This is a genomic window from Lysinibacillus zambalensis (assembly GCF_040183165.1).
GTDB lineage: Bacteria > Bacillota > Bacilli > Bacillales_A > Planococcaceae > Lysinibacillus > Lysinibacillus zambalensis.
Map to the genome: position 1 here is coordinate 25,037 of NZ_JBEGDG010000008.1, position 15,232 is coordinate 40,268.

A 15,232-nucleotide genomic window follows, 5' to 3' on the forward strand; every position below is an offset into this window, starting at 1 on the left:
AAGCGTATATCATTGAAGAAGTAAAGCCGAATATTTGGAAGTATAAATATCAATCCAATAATTATTTTGTGAAACGGGCAAAGCAGATAGAAATAGCAGAAAAGGTAAGGGCTATTCATCGACAGCTTGGATATCTAGAACCCTCGTTGATTTTGCCTTTAATGAAAAGTGATGACGAGTATTTAATCGTGCAAGATTGGCAAGAGGGAAGTCATGGTGCTAATTTTGCTCGTAAAACAGATCGGAAAGAATCACTGAAGTTATTAAATATGTTACATGATACACATAAAAAAATTGCTTGGCAACGTGTGCCAGGCTTGCACACCTATTCACAGCTTTTAAAATGGCAAATGCGTTTTATGCGTTTTAAAAGCAGACGGAAAGAGTTTCGGCCATTTTTAACAAAAGAAGAAATCGATCAAATTTTACATTATAGTGAGAAATCATTACAGTTAATCGCGCAGGAAGATGTACCTGAAAAAGAAATAACGCTTTTACATGGAGATGTCGTACATCATAATTTTTTATGGTGCTCAGATGGCGAATTACGTTTAATCGATTTTGATCTGGCACACCTTGGAGAAGCGGATGATGAATATATTTTATGGTTGCATCGTGTACTGCCAGCTGTAAATTATGACCTTGGTAAAATATTTGCAGAGCTACCAGAGATGAAACGATTAGATAAAAAAAAGCTTCATCGTTTAAAATATCCAAATGAGTTATTACGTGAATGGCTTTTTGCAGTAGATTTACCATTAGATCAGCAGCTGGTATTTTTAGATTATTTAGTGCCATTTACAAAACGAGCTCTCACATATTGGCCAAAACTGTGGTACGATATTGATAAAATGATAAAGAAATGACCGTCTTTCGGCGGTCATTTTTGTCTGTGAACGACTACTTGTACTATTTCTTAATGATAAGGAAATTATAGATTTTTAACTGTGTATAACCAAGAGCATAGTTTTCGTCTAGGATAAAGCGCTACATCCTCGAGGTCGCTTCGATTCCTCGGGCAAAAGTGGTGGATCGTTTACTTTTGCTTCGAGCTCTCCAGCGCTTTAGCGCATTTGTTATAGTCGAGCATTCGTTCGCAATATGCTATAATCGAAGACGATGATTGTGAGGGATTATAGAATGTATGATTATTTAAACGGACAAATAAAGCGTATAACTCCTGAGTATATCGTCCTTGAACAACAAGGGATAGGCTGGCAGTTGAATACACCTAATCCATTTGCGTTCAGGACATCAGCACTCGAACAACAAATATATGTACATTTACATGTACGCGAGGACGCACAAGTGTTATATGGCTTTCCGAATTTAGACCAACGAGAGTTGTTTCGTAAACTTATTTTAGTGTCAGGGATTGGACCAAAGGGTGCGCTTGCTATTTTAGCTACTGGGAATCCACAACAGGTTATCAGTGCCATTGAACGAGAGGATGAATCGTTTTTAGTAAAGTTTCCTGGTGTGGGTAAGAAGACGGCACGTCAAATGATTCTAGATTTAAAAGGTAAACTTGGCGGATTGTTAGATACTATTGAACTACCAAGTACAGAAGATGAGCTACCATTATTTGGTGTGAATCCATATAAACATGAGCTTGAAGAAGCTATTCTTGCCTTAATGGCACTAGGTTACTCTGAAAAAGAACTAGAAAAAATACGTCCACAGCTCGAAGATAACGACAAGCTTGAAACAACAGATGCATTTATGAAACAAGCTTTACAATTGCTATTAAAGTTAAAATAGTGAAAGGGGGGAAAGTACATGTCTGAACGTATGATGGCTAGTGAGGCAGGTAGCTATGATGAACATTTTGAATTATCTTTACGCCCACAAAGATTAGCACAATATATTGGTCAACATAAGGTAAAGGAGAATTTACAAATTTTCATTGAAGCGGCAAAGCTTCGTCAGGAAAGTTTAGATCATGTGCTGTTATATGGACCACCCGGACTTGGGAAAACTACATTAGCTGCTGTCATTGCTAATGAAATGAATGTCAATGTGCGCATGACTAGCGGCCCTGCAATCGAACGTCCTGGCGATTTAGCAGCTATTTTAAGCTCACTGGAGCCAGGGGATGTGCTATTTATTGATGAAATACATCGCCTGCCTCGTGCAATTGAAGAGGTGCTTTATCCTGCTATGGAGGATTTTTGTTTAGATATTGTCGTTGGTAAAGGCCCTGAAGCGCGCTCTGTACGACTTGATTTACCGCCATTTACACTTGTGGGTGCAACAACAAGAGCAGGTGCACTATCAGCACCTTTAAGGGATCGCTTTGGCGTATTATTAAGATTGGAGTATTATGATAATACTTCACTTGCAGAAATTGTTGTACGTAGTGCGCATTTATTTGATGTTGATATTGAACAAATAGCAGCACTTGAAATGGCAACGCGCTCACGTGGTACACCTCGTATTGCTAACCGTCTGCTAAAACGAGTACGAGATTATGCACAGGTGCTTGGAGATGGTATGATAACGGAGGGACTTGCTAAGCAAGCGCTTGAGCTATTACAAGTCGATCCTAGAGGGCTTGACCATATTGACCATAAACTTGTGACCAATATGATTGAGCGCTTCCGAGGTGGCCCAGTAGGCTTGGATACGTTGGCAGCATCTATTGGTGAAGAACGCGTTACGATTGAGGATGTGTACGAGCCATATTTGATGCAAATCGGCTTTATACAACGGACGCCGCGTGGACGTGTGGCAACACATTTAGCCTACGAACATTTTGGATATGAATATCCCCAACAAACCTAGAAGAAGGAAGTATTTTCATGCGTGTAGAAGATTTTGATTTTGAATTGCCAGAAGAGCTTATTGCACAAACCCCACTTTTGGACCGTACAGCTAGTCGATTAATGGTAGTGACGCCAGGCTCAACAAATGTAGAGCACCACCATTTTGCTCATATTTTAGATGAGCTACAAACTGGAGACTGTCTTGTGTTAAATGATACAAGAGTCTTACCAGCACGTTTAATGGGTGTAAAAGAGGAAACAGGTGCTCATATAGAGGTACTGCTGTTAAAGCAAATGGCGGGTACGGATGAATGGGAAACACTTGTTAAACCAGCTAAGCGTGTTAAAGTTGGCACAGTTGTAACATTTGGAGATGGCTTACTGACAGCTACTTGTACAGGAGAGCTTGATCATGGTGGACGTACATTTGAGTTTAAATATAACGGCATTTTTTATGAAATTTTAGAGCAACTTGGTGAGATGCCACTACCTCCATATATTCGCGAAAAGTTAGAGGACAAGGATCGCTACCAAACTGTTTATGCAAAAGAGCGAGGTTCAGCAGCAGCACCAACAGCAGGCCTGCATTTTACAGAAGAATTACTAGAGCAGGTGAAAGCAAAAGGGGTCGAAGTTGTTTTTATCACTTTACATGTGGGACTTGGAACTTTCCGTCCTGTAAGTGTAGAGTCAATTGAAAATCACGAAATGCATTCTGAATTTTATAGTGTAACGGAAGAAACCGCATCTATCATTAACCGAGTTAAGAGTAATGGTGGTAAAGTGATTGCAGTTGGTACAACCTCTACACGTACTTTAGAAACGATCGGCTCTAAATATGGAGGCGAAGTACGGGCAGAACAAGGTTGGACGTCTATTTTCATTTATCCGGGATATGAATTTACTGTTGTGGATGGTTTAATTACAAACTTCCATTTACCAAAGTCTACCCTTGTTATGCTTGTTAGTACGCTTGCAACAAAAGAAACAATTTTAAGTGCATATCAACAAGCTGTAGAAGAAAAATATCGTTTCTTTAGCTTTGGAGATGCTATGTTTATTCGTCCAAAAGGCGAATAAAGAAAAAATCGGAGTACTGTTTTTACTTTAGATAAGAGAGGAATTTTTATAATATGACACAACCAGCAATTCGTTATGAGCTACTTCATACTTGTAAACAAACTGGAGCACGCCTTGGGATCGTGCATACACCGCATGGCTCTTTCGAAACGCCAGCATTTATGCCTGTTGGGACACAAGCAACTGTTAAAACAATGTCACCTGAGGAATTAAAGGAAATGAATGCAGGCATTATTCTGTCAAATACGTATCATTTATGGCTACGACCTGGTAATGATATTGTTAAGGAAGCAGGGGGCTTGCATAAATTTATGAACTGGGATCGCCCGATTTTAACAGATTCAGGTGGTTTCCAAGTGTTCTCACTAAGTCAATTCCGTAAAATCGAAGAAGAAGGGGTTCATTTCCGTAATCATTTAAATGGGGACAAATTGTTTTTAAGTCCAGAAAAGGCGATGGAAATTCAAAATGATTTAGGTTCGGATATTATGATGGCTTTTGATGAATGTCCACCTTTCCCTGCGACGTATGACTATATGCTGCAATCAGTAGACCGTACTACACGTTGGGCTAAACGTTGTAAAGAGGCACATAAACGTCCAGAAGACCAAGGTCTATTCGGTATTATTCAAGGGGGAGAATTCGAGGATTTACGTCGTCGTTCTGCAGAAGCATTGGTAGAGCTTGATTTCCCTGGTTATGCAATTGGAGGCTTATCTGTTGGTGAACCTAAGGACATTATGAACCGAGTATTGGAGTTTACAACACCATTAATGCCAGCAAATAAACCACGTTATTTAATGGGTGTAGGTTCACCTGACTCATTAATTGATGGTGCTATTCGAGGTATTGATATGTTTGACTGCGTATTACCAACACGTATTGCCCGTAACGGCACATTAATGACATCTGAAGGCCGTTTAGTTGTTAAAAATGCAAAATATGCACGTGACTTCGGACCAATTGATCCAAACTGCGATTGCTATACATGTAAAAACTATTCACGCGCTTATATTCGTCATCTAATTCGTACGGAAGAAACGTTTGGTATTCGTTTAACAACTTACCATAACTTACACTTCCTATTGAAACTAATGGAACAAGTACGTGAGGCAATCCGAGAAGACCGTCTTGGTGATTTCCGAGAAGAATTTTTCGAGAAATACGGCTTTAATGGGCCAAACGCAAAGAACTTCTAATATTTAGTAAAAAGGGCATGCGAATTTGTGTGAATTAAGAATGTTTTTAGCAAAAAAATGTCTATCGTAGAAAAAATATTAGTAATATAGAAAAAAATTGGGCTTGACCATCGCTTTTTTATGGTGGAATAGTCTATACTAAAGTAGAATTGGAAAGGGGGCAAGAATGATGGAACAATATTCTGGCTTAATCATGATTTTAATCATGTTCGTTGCAATGTGGTTTATTTTAATCCGCCCTGCTAAAAAGAGACAGCAGGAAACACAAAGTATGCAGAGTGGTTTGCAACGTGGAGATAAAGTTATTACAATCGGTGGCTTACATGGCGAGATTGACTCAATTGAGGACACAGCTGTGACATTAAAAATTGCAGACAATGTGCGCGTTAAATTTGACCGTCAAGCAATTGGACGAGTTGTAAATGGCGACCAATTAAAATAATAATGAGAAAAAGACTTACATTAGTTGTAAGTCTTTTTTTTGCGTTTTTGTAGCGATGGCGAAGAATAGATAAGTCTTCTCCAAGCCTTATGGCATCACCCGGAATATCCGTCATTGAATCAACCCTCATCCAGACCTAAGTGCAAAGCCGATTCAGGACGTAATAACGTCGGGACATAATCATGATGTTCTTTTTGCTAAGTGCCACCATTTTTTAATTTCTTAATTAATTTTGCTCCAGTGTCATTGCCATTTACCGTTATTCTGCTTAAAGCAAATACATTATCGCCAATAGTGACACCTTTATTTTTAATAACAAAAGCCATTTTAAATCCAGCATCTTTCGCCAATTTCATTGCATCTTCAGAATTAGTTCCGAAGGGATAGCTAAGGGCAATTGGTTCATATCCTAACTTTTCTTTAATAATTTTCCTAGAATGAATAAAATCTTTTTTAACCCGTTTTTCGTAGTCTTCTTGTTTTTCTAGTTTTCCATTAATGTAACTACGACCATATATGGCACCTTTCATTCCGCCGCTGAATGACTGTAATTTATTATGTGAATTCCAAGTGTGGCTTTGGATGGTTATATAATCCTTCATTTCTTTTAATTGATCCCAATTCATTTTGGAAATTTCGTTTGGATCCACATTCTTTCCGCTTTTTTCTAGAATGTGACTGGTGATTACAAAAATTTCTGCATGCATTTTGTATTTTTTCAAAATTGGATAAGCTTTTTCATAGTTACTTAAATAACCATCGTCAAAAGTTATTAACACAGGATTTTTAGGTAATTCTGTTTTACCGTACAAGTAATCATATAATTCTTGGGCTGTAATCGAGTTGTACCCATTTTCTTTAAGCGTTTTAATTTGTTTTTCAAAATTCTCTGGGGAAATGATTGTATTATTATTTATGTGTTTATCTAAATGGTGGTACATTAGAACAGGAATCTTCTTATTTTCATATCCATAAATAGGGAAAGGTTTAATGAGCAATATACTATAAGCAACAATAACTAGAAAAATTATTAACCTTTTCATTTTCTCACCTTGTTTTCATTTGTTAAAAAGAATAATGGTGGATCATTTACTAAATTCGAAAGTAAAAGAAGGACCTTATAAACAATACCTACATTATTGGGAGAGCTGTGAAACGTCCTGTTAACTATCCGAGAAAATTTAGTTTTTTCCACTTCAAAAGCAGGAATTATAGCTTCTTTTATTGTACACAAACAACTAAGGTTTATTCTTTTGATTTACGAAAGTTACACGATGTCATTTCCTAATTTAAGAGTTGTTGTTTTGTAATGTTAATCGTGCGTTTTTTAGGTTTTGTCTTAATTGAAAACACGATTTTCTTATAGGTTAGCATGCGAAAAAAAGAAAAATTTTAGGAGACGATAAGTGTTAAAAAATCAAAGCTAAGATATAACATCATCCTGTATAAAAAAAGATAAGTAAGGTCACCTTGAATAGTATGGGGGTGACAATATGGAAGAATATTTAGCGATTGTTTTAAGAACCTGCTTTTTATATGTGTTTATCCTAATAATTTTTCGTTTAATGGGTAAACGTGAGGTTGGCGAATTATCTGTAATCGATTTAGTTGTATCCATTTTAATGGCTGAGGTGGCTGCGTTTGCACTTGATGATTTCGAAAGTCCTTTATTTAATGTGATTTTACCAATCATCGTGTTGTTTTTAATTCAAATAACAACTGCATATTTGTCACTCAAAAATAAAAAATTCCGTGATCTAGTTGATGGTGATCCAGTATTACTTATAAAAGACGGTGTCATTTTAGAAAGTGAAATGCGCAAGCAACGCTATAACCTAGACGATTTGTGTCAACAATTACGAGAAAATGGAAATGCTTCCGTGACAGATATTGCATATGCTTATTTAGAGCCATCTGGCAATTTGTCCGTCTACCAAAAAGATGAAAAGGCATTTGTTTACCCATTGATTATCGATGGTGATATTCAGGAGAGGCATTTAAAAGTATTGCATAAAGATGCTGATTGGTTAATGGCAGAGCTTGCTAAAAATAATATTACGGATAGTAACACTGTATTTTTTTGTGTTTGGGAGGAAGATCGGCTGCATATTCAACTGAAAGAATCTTAAACTTTCTTGGCCAATTTACGAATGTAGCGCAAATCAGTTATACGTAATTGATTGGAAACTAGTAAGAATGTAAATAGCAAAAACAAAGTTACACAGCTACTTAAAATAAATGGTAGTGGCATTATTTGCATCAGAAAATACTGGGTAACACAAACAGCAATAAAACAGCCATAAGGAACAACAAACATTCTAAAACCAGCACGTAAATTTTTACGTTGCCTTACTGTTGCAATATGCAAAAACGAAGTTAGTAAAACGCCAAAGCCAATCGCCACAACGGCACCTTTTTCTTGTATACCCGGTTGAGAAGCAAGTACGAACATGACAAAGAGCTTACCAAGACCACCGTAAATGGAGTTCATCATTGCTGCGCGTGCTTCACCAATTGCTTGTAATATAGAGTGCAATGGACTTTGTATATAATAAAAATAAAAAATAGGAGCTAATATTTTCACATAACCACGATTTTCTTGTAAGTGAAAGAGCTTCACAGCTAATTCGTCTCCATGAACGAAAAAGTACGTAGCGGCAACACAGCCCACTAAGGAAGACAGTCGCAATGAAACAGAGATACGTTCCTGTAGGAGCGGTATATGCTGACGTGCAACCGCGTCACTAACAGCTGGTATAAGAACAATTGAAAGTGCTGCAGACACAAAAGCAGGGAATAATAATAGGGGGACTAGTACACCCGAAATAACCCCATATAAAATTGTTGCAGCGGAGGCTGTTAAACCAGCCATAGTTAACGCTTTTAAAAAAATGATAGGCTCTAAAAACCAAGTAAAAGATCCGAATAGCTTGCTTCCCGCAGAAGGAAGGGCAATTCGTAACATTGGGGAGGCAGGATAACCCTCGATTTTGTTTTTTCGTGTCAATAATTTTTTCTTTGAGACTATATAATGCATCCACAAATACAAGAAAGCAACGACTTCAGCTAGTAGCGTAATACCCATAGCAGCGGCAGCAGTAGCGGCAGCATTATTATAGGCAGCCACATAAGGCAGCGTCAAAGTGATAAAGCTAATACGGATAATTTGTTCAATCATTTGAGCCCAAGCTGTTGGTGTGATTTTCGCAATACCTTGTAAATAAGCGCGTAATAATCCTGAGCCAACTGACACTGGTACAGCAAAGAGTGCAATCCAAAGAGTAAAAGTTGTATGTTCATTATGTAAAAGTGTAGTCGATATATAAGGTATAGTTAGTGCAACGATTGGCATAAAGACGATCATTCCAATAAATGACCAAAAAATAGCCGTACGCATAACACCATAGATGCTTTCGCGTTTGTTTTTTGCTAATAACTCTGCTACAATTTTTGCCACAGCAATAGGTAGTCCAAGTTGAATGAGTGAGATGAAGAAAATGAACGCCGGATAGACGGTCATATAAATGCCGACTGCCTCTTCACCAGCGATCCGCATAAATTGCATTCTATAAAAGAAGCCAAAGAGTTTCGATAAAAAAATCACGAACATTAAAAATAGTGTTCCACGTACAAAAGAACTCATGCCATCCGTCCCTTCTCAAGCCACAAAAATTCATTTACACTATTTGTATGCAAACTTGTCTTACGATACGACTTTGATTGGAGATGATTCAAAATGAGTATGCAGCATGAGCAACTATTTGAAAAAATCCGTCCTGCAATTGATAGTAAGATGGAAGAGTTTAAATATTATCAATATAATGCGATTACAGCAGAAGAACTATGGCGCTATTGTGTAGAGAAAAAATGGCGCAGAAAAAATATTGAACAATTACGCATACATGAAGTTATCGCCACTATTTTTGCAGTATCACCGTCCGATATCGTATCTTTTAATCAAGTAGAATTCTTACAAAGTAATGATTGGTTTACAGAATTGAATACGGAAGAGTTAAAAATGCTGCTTGGCCCGGTTAAAACTTAAGAAGAATGTGTGAAATTTGTCAAATAATAATAGAATACTAAAAGTGTTGAATTGACACCAAGCGCAACGTGTTTCATAATGAGTGTGTTGCGCTTTTTTTTTATTTGTATAAGTATTTTTAACAAAACCCTCCCAATAGTTCTTTTCCAAATTTGGAGGCAAAACACCTATTCAAATACAGGGATAAATTTGCGCGTTATGAACGATCGAAATAAGTAGAGCAATCTTTTTTGAAGCACAGGCAACATTATTCTATAGGAAAAGGAGGAATAAACGCTTCAAAAGGACTTGCTATTATACTTGTTTGTAGTGTAAGGAATTGCCTTACACCAATTCGAGGAGGATTTATAAATGAAACTTAAAAGTCGTATAGTTGCATTCGTACTACTAATGGTTATTTTTGCAGCAACCATCGGTACGACTGTAGGCGGCGTCTTAAAGGACATTAAGCTAGGCCTTGACTTACAAGGCGGGTTTGAGGTTCTTTATGAGGTTAAAGAATTAAAAGAGGGACAAAAAATTACACCAGAAGTTGTATCGGCAACAGCGACAGCTCTTGGTGAGCGTGTAAATGCTATCGGGGTAAGTGAGCCGAGCATTCAGGTTGAAGACAAAAACCGCATTCGTGTGCAATTAGCGGGTGTCGAAGACCAAGAATCAGCACGTGAATTATTGTCTACTTCTGCAAATTTAACATTCCGTGATGTCGATGACAATTTATTGCTGGATGGTAATGACTTAAAGCCAGGTGGCGCTAAAGGGTCATTTGACCAGCAAAATCGACCTATAGTTTCGCTAACGTTAAAGGATGCGGAAAAATTTGCTGATATCACAAGTAAAATTGCTGCTAAACCAGCAGGCCAAAATTTACTAGTTGTATGGTTAGACTTTGAAGAAGGTGTTGATTCATATAAAACTGAATCACAAAAAGCGAAGCCTCGCTATGCATCTGCTGCAACAGTTAGCCAAAGATTAGATACAACAGATGTTATGATTAGCGGGAACTTCACAGTTGAAGAAACGAAAAATCTAGCGGGTATTTTAGATGCTGGGGCACTTCCTGTTAAGCTTAATGAAATTTATTCTACTTCAGTTGGTGCACAATTTGGTGACCAAGCACTGAAAAGTACAATTTTAGCCGGTATTGTGGGCGTAGTAATAATTTTCTTATTTATGCTATTCTACTATCGTTTACCTGGCTTTATTTCCATCATTACACTTGCTATTTTCACTTTCCTAGTACTCGTTGTATTCAGTTGGATTAATGCAGTGTTAACGCTTCCAGGTATCGCAGCTATCGTGCTTGGTATAGGGATGGCGGTAGATGCAAATATTCTTGCCGCAGAACGTATTCGTGAGGAATTACGTGTCGGTTATTCGGTTAAACAAGCATTCCAAATCGGCTCGAAGGAGTCTTTATCAGCCATTGTCGATGCACAGCTAACTACATTATTAGCAGCTGCTGTATTATTCCAATGGGGTACAAGCTCTGTTAAAGGGTTTGCAACAACATTAATTATTAGTATTTTACTAAGCTTCCTAACAGCTGTTTGGGGCTCTCGTGTATTACAAGGAATACTTGTAAATAGTGGCTACTTCAACAATCCAGCATGGTTTGGTATTCCAAAATCTAAACAGCATAGCCTGGATGAAAATATCGGAACATTAGATTTATCAACGAAATTTGATCGTTTTGACTTTGTACACAACCGTAAGAAATTTTATACATTCTCATTAGCTATTTTAGTGGCCGGTTTAGTGGTTCTTGGTATTTTCCGCTTAAACCTTGGTATTGATTTCTCTAGTGGTACACGTGTGCAAATTGAATCAGAGCAAACGTTGAATAAAGAAGAAGTATCCAAATATCTAGATAGTATTGGCTTCTCATCTGAAGATATCGTTTTGACAGGTGAAAAGAGTAACGGAGCGGTTATCCGTTATAAACATGACCTAACGCAAGCAGAAATTATAAAATTCAAAAAAGAAGCAGGCGAAAAATATGGTCATGAACCTGGTGTAAGTACAGTGTCTCCGACCGTTGGTAAAGAGCTTGTGAAAAATGCGATTAAAGCATTATCTCTTGCAGCTATCGGTATCATTATCTATGTAGCGGTTCGTTTTGAGTGGCGCATGGGTATTGGGGCAATTGTTTCGTTACTACATGACGTATTCTTAATTGTTGCCGTATTTAGTTTTATGCGCTTAGAAGTTGATATTACGTTTATTGCGGCTGTACTGACAATTGTCGGTTATTCTATTAATGATACGATCGTTACATTTGACCGTATGCGTGAAAATTTAGATCGATATGATACGATTAAAGACCGTGAAGTATTAGCGAATATCGTTAACAAATCACTACGTCAAACGATGGGTCGATCTGTTAACACAGTGTTAACGGTTATTATCGTGACAGTGGCACTTCTTATTTTAGGTGCACCATCGATTCAAAACTTCTCAATCGCGTTATTAGTTGGTTTAATCACAGGAATGTATTCTTCAATTTGTATAGCTGCACAAATCTGGTATTCACTTAAAGTTCGTGAAATGAAAAAATCAGATGGTCAAATACACAAAAAAGAGAAAAAACAATGGGGTACTGACGAACCTACTGTTTAACTTCTTTCAGAAGTTAAAGCCTCCGGCGGATGTCACGGAATCGGCTTTGTGCAGCACAAAGCCGATTCCGGACGCAATTATGCCAAGGCATAATTAATCATAAGCATTAAAATGAAGCAGGGAAGGAAATATTTCTTTCCCTGTTTTAAAAAAGAATCTATTTGCTTTCTTTGGAAAGCAAATAGATTCTTTTTTTCGTTCATTAAAGTTTAAATTGCAGTAGTAATGACTGCAGTTGCTGAGCGTTATTGTTTAATTCCTCTGCTACCTCATTCACCTGTTGCATGGTTGCAGCTTGCTCTTCTACTGCTTCAGCAATGATTTGTGAGTTGTTCGCTGAAATACTCGCACCATTTGCAATTTCAGTTACAGAGGCAGCGACTTCTTCCACACTTGCTGAAATTTGTTCAGAAGTGGCCGATATATCTTCAATTTGGTCAGTAAATGCTTGCACAGACTCAGTAATGGATTCAAATGCATCACCGGCCTCATATATTTTTGTTACACCATCCTGGACAGATGCTAAACCTTCATATACGGCAGCTTCTACATTTCTTGTATCCGTTTGAACTTCTTTTGTGAGGGCGATAATTTGGCTAGCAGATTGATTGGATTCTTCAGCAAGCTTTCGTACTTCATCTGCTACAACTGCGAAGCCTTTACCGTGCTCACCGGCTCGTGCCGCTTCGATAGCAGCATTGAGTGCCAGTAAATTTGTTTGTTCCGTAATAGCAGTAATTACTTTTGTAATTTGCCCGATTTCCTCAGATTGCTTACTTAGCTTTTGCATTAAATCAGCAATACGTGTAGTTGCCACAGAAATTGTATCCATCTGCTCTTTGGCAGTTGTAATAGTTTTCCCGCCCGTATTGGAAAGCTGTGTCATATTTATTGCATTGTGATGCAAATTTTGAGTAGCTTCAGCAATTCGTTGTACACCAGCAGCTGTTTCGTCCATTGCTAGAGCGCTTTGCTGAGAGGCACTAGCTGATGAAGCCAAATGATTTGACGTGTCTTGTACTCGCTGGGAAATGTCGCTTGAAGTAGTTGTCACTTCTACAGTGCTTGCGGAAAGCTCTTCAGAAGCAGCAGTTAAATGTGTAGCGTTTTCCTGAACATTTTTAAGTAGTACAGATAAGTTCTCTTTTAACGCATTCACTGCTGTGGCAAGCGTACCAATCTCATCTTTTGAGTTGTGTTCAAGCTGAGCAATCGTTAAGTCACCATGTGCTAATGTATCTGCTGCATCAATCACTTTACGAAGCGGTTGAGTGATATAGCGTTTTACAAAATACATAAAATAGAAACCAATAATTGCACTTAAAACAAGTAAGGCAATGGATATTATAATAGCTCTGGCAACTGTTTGGACAACATTGCTTTTAACCTTTTCCAGCTGTTCATCATGATATTTTAATAAATCATTTGTCAGTGTATATATTTCATTGTTGTTTTTAGTAACTTCTCCATTTATGTATGATAAAGCTAAATCTGTTTTGCCACTATTTAATGCTTGCACTGCTTGATTAGAACTTGTTAGTAAATCTTGTTGTAATTCGCTTACTTGCTTCACAATATTTTTTGTGTAATCGGAACGAACAATGCCTGAAAGCTCTTGAATCGTCTCTGGTAATAGTTTCTCATAACGCTCTAAGTTTGTTTTTGTAGTCTCATCCTTACTATTTAGAACATACGAGCGTAAAAATAGCCCTTGTGAGGCAAGCTCTTGTTGTATTTCCTCTGTTAATTGAATTTGTACGATTCTATGATCAAGTACCTCAACTATATCTCCTTCAACTGACTTAAACTGAAAAAATGCAATAATACTTGATATTAATAGCATACAAGTGAGTGAAATAAAACCAATATTTAGTTTTTTTCGAACGGACATATTCGTTCCTACCTTCTTTTTTATGTATTTGAGAATGAATGTTCTGGAATTACTATAACTTGATATTTTTACAAGGTCAATACATTATAAATACATAAAAACGAGTGATTTAACCCCCTTTTATTGGTATATTATGAGGCGATTTTCCCTTTTATATAATTTCAAAACTCTTTTCAACATTTTCCTTTTTCTCTGAATTGATTGACAATTATCGTAGTTTAGCATAGAATAAGGCTAACTTTTTTGTTCGGTACAAGGTAGTTGGTCTCGGGAGCGAGGCCAGCCTTAGAACAGATGAGCTGAGTTTAGTTTAGATGAGAATAGCTGAGAAATTGTTGAATAAGAGTAGTAGCATAAGTGTGCAATTTAGAGAGTCAGTGGATGGTGTGAACTGATTTGCAGCTTATGTGAATGGACTTATGAGAGTCGCTAATTATAATAGCGAACGGATTCCCCACGTTAAAGGGGGTGCTTTGACTTAGATAAGACAAATCTTTTTGACATAAATTCAAAAGATTTGTCAATTTAACTTCTTTCAGCAGATGTCCAATCATCCGCTGAAAGGTCACGGAATCGGGAGGGAGTTCTTTGTGCAAACACAAAGCCGATTCCGGACACAATTATGCCGAGGCATAATTGATCTGGCGAACTAAGCTGAGCATTTAAGGGAGAGCAAATATGCTCTAATATGAGGTGGCAACGCGGTCATGATCGTCCTCTGCAATTAGGAAAAATCCTTTTTGCAGAGGACTTTTTTTGTTGTTTTTAATTTGCAGGTGGATGAATGCTTCGCTTTCATGCCAAAAACATCTGCCGCTACGTTGCACTTCGCTTTCGCACAAAAAACATCTGTGGCTCCGATAAGCATCTTGTCGGAACGGAAATCAATACCAGACATTGGTAAATTACCATACAAAATGATTTCTAGTGAATTTTTTAAAATCATCAGAATTTAAGGGTGAAATTTTGTTAAACCATCTGCCCTGCATATAAGTTGATTGGAATGGAGGCTGGGCGACTCCTCGGGGATAAGCGTTAGAGGAACGGAGGCTAAAACCATCACGTCCTGTGATAACGCCTTTGTGACCAGCATCGTGCTGGCCCGAGACCCTGCAGCGTAGCGGGGGTTTTCTGTGGAAAGCGTAGTGGTAACGTAGCGGCAGCAAATGTTTTAACTGTGCGAAAGCGAAG

Annotated in this window: 13 protein-coding genes and 1 other annotated feature; of the genes, 9 read left to right on the forward strand and 4 right to left on the reverse strand. The window is 37.7% G+C overall.

Going from position 1 to position 15,232, the window contains the following annotated elements; all coding sequences use genetic code 11:
• The first annotated feature begins 68 nt into the window (after positions 1–68).
• The 6 genes from ABNX05_RS12190 (at position 69) to yajC (ending at position 5,486) form a co-directional block, all read left to right on the forward strand.
• On the forward strand, positions 69–866 hold the full coding sequence (locus ABNX05_RS12190; RefSeq protein ID WP_349660002.1) for a phosphotransferase: 798 nt from the start codon (positions 69–71) through the stop codon (positions 864–866).
• A gap of 274 nt (positions 867–1,140) precedes the next feature.
• Positions 1,141–1,761: a Holliday junction branch migration protein RuvA gene (gene ruvA, locus ABNX05_RS12195; RefSeq protein ID WP_079563583.1), complete on the forward strand. Its 621-nt coding sequence runs from the start codon at positions 1,141–1,143 to the stop codon at positions 1,759–1,761.
• 18 nt (positions 1,762–1,779) lie between these two features.
• The gene (gene ruvB, locus ABNX05_RS12200; RefSeq protein WP_197144844.1) at positions 1,780–2,784 is read left to right on the forward strand and encodes a Holliday junction branch migration DNA helicase RuvB; all 1,005 of its coding nucleotides are present in this window, start codon (positions 1,780–1,782) and stop codon (positions 2,782–2,784) included.
• Positions 2,785–2,801: 17 nt separating this feature from the next.
• Positions 2,802–3,845 carry a tRNA preQ1(34) S-adenosylmethionine ribosyltransferase-isomerase QueA gene (queA, locus tag ABNX05_RS12205; protein WP_349660003.1) on the forward strand — a complete coding sequence of 348 codons (1,044 nt, stop codon included), beginning with the start codon at positions 2,802–2,804 and terminating at the stop codon, positions 3,843–3,845.
• Between the two features lie 53 nt (positions 3,846–3,898).
• Positions 3,899–5,044: a tRNA guanosine(34) transglycosylase Tgt gene (gene tgt, locus ABNX05_RS12210; protein WP_079563586.1), complete on the forward strand. Its 1,146-nt coding sequence runs from the start codon at positions 3,899–3,901 to the stop codon at positions 5,042–5,044.
• A 169-nt stretch (positions 5,045–5,213) separates the two neighbouring features.
• On the forward strand, positions 5,214–5,486 hold the full coding sequence (yajC, locus tag ABNX05_RS12215; RefSeq protein WP_349660148.1) for a preprotein translocase subunit YajC: 273 nt from the start codon (positions 5,214–5,216) through the stop codon (positions 5,484–5,486).
• A 197-nt stretch (positions 5,487–5,683) separates the two neighbouring features.
• Here yajC and ABNX05_RS12220 read toward each other — a convergent pair whose 3' ends face one another.
• On the reverse strand, positions 5,684–6,529 hold the full coding sequence (locus tag ABNX05_RS12220) for a polysaccharide deacetylase family protein (RefSeq protein ID WP_349660004.1): 846 nt from the start codon (positions 6,527–6,529) through the stop codon (positions 5,684–5,686).
• A 450-nt stretch (positions 6,530–6,979) separates the two neighbouring features.
• Between ABNX05_RS12220 and ABNX05_RS12225 the strand changes: the two genes are divergently transcribed.
• Positions 6,980–7,615, forward strand: coding sequence for a DUF421 domain-containing protein (locus tag ABNX05_RS12225; protein WP_349660005.1), 636 nt, complete (start codon positions 6,980–6,982; stop codon positions 7,613–7,615).
• Here the strand turns inward: ABNX05_RS12225 and ABNX05_RS12230 are convergent.
• A complete protein-coding gene (locus ABNX05_RS12230; RefSeq protein ID WP_349660006.1) occupies positions 7,612–9,129 on the reverse strand; it encodes a putative polysaccharide biosynthesis protein in 1,518 nt (505 codons plus the stop codon). The two genes, ABNX05_RS12225 and ABNX05_RS12230, sit on opposite strands and share 4 nt — an antisense overlap.
• Before the next feature lie 93 nt (positions 9,130–9,222).
• Here ABNX05_RS12230 and ABNX05_RS12235 point away from each other — a divergent pair, with 93 nt between their 5' ends.
• Complete coding sequence (locus tag ABNX05_RS12235) at positions 9,223–9,531, forward strand: post-transcriptional regulator (protein ID WP_349660007.1); 309 nt, start codon at positions 9,223–9,225, stop codon at positions 9,529–9,531.
• Positions 9,532–9,882: 351 nt separating this feature from the next.
• Positions 9,883–12,150 carry a protein translocase subunit SecDF gene (gene secDF / locus ABNX05_RS12240; RefSeq protein ID WP_349660008.1) on the forward strand — a complete coding sequence of 756 codons (2,268 nt, stop codon included), beginning with the start codon at positions 9,883–9,885 and terminating at the stop codon, positions 12,148–12,150.
• Between the two features lie 202 nt (positions 12,151–12,352).
• Here the strand turns inward: secDF and ABNX05_RS12245 are convergent, their stop codons facing one another.
• Positions 12,353–14,041, reverse strand: coding sequence for a methyl-accepting chemotaxis protein (locus ABNX05_RS12245; protein ID WP_349660009.1), 1,689 nt, complete (start codon positions 14,039–14,041; stop codon positions 12,353–12,355).
• A 326-nt stretch (positions 14,042–14,367) separates the two neighbouring features.
• Positions 14,368–14,763 (forward strand) — a binding site (T-box leader).
• Positions 14,764–14,765: 2 nt separating this feature from the next.
• Positions 14,766–14,987: a hypothetical protein gene (locus tag ABNX05_RS12250; RefSeq protein ID WP_349660010.1), complete on the reverse strand. Its 222-nt coding sequence runs from the start codon at positions 14,985–14,987 to the stop codon at positions 14,766–14,768.
• Positions 14,988–15,232: the final 245 nt, after the last annotated feature.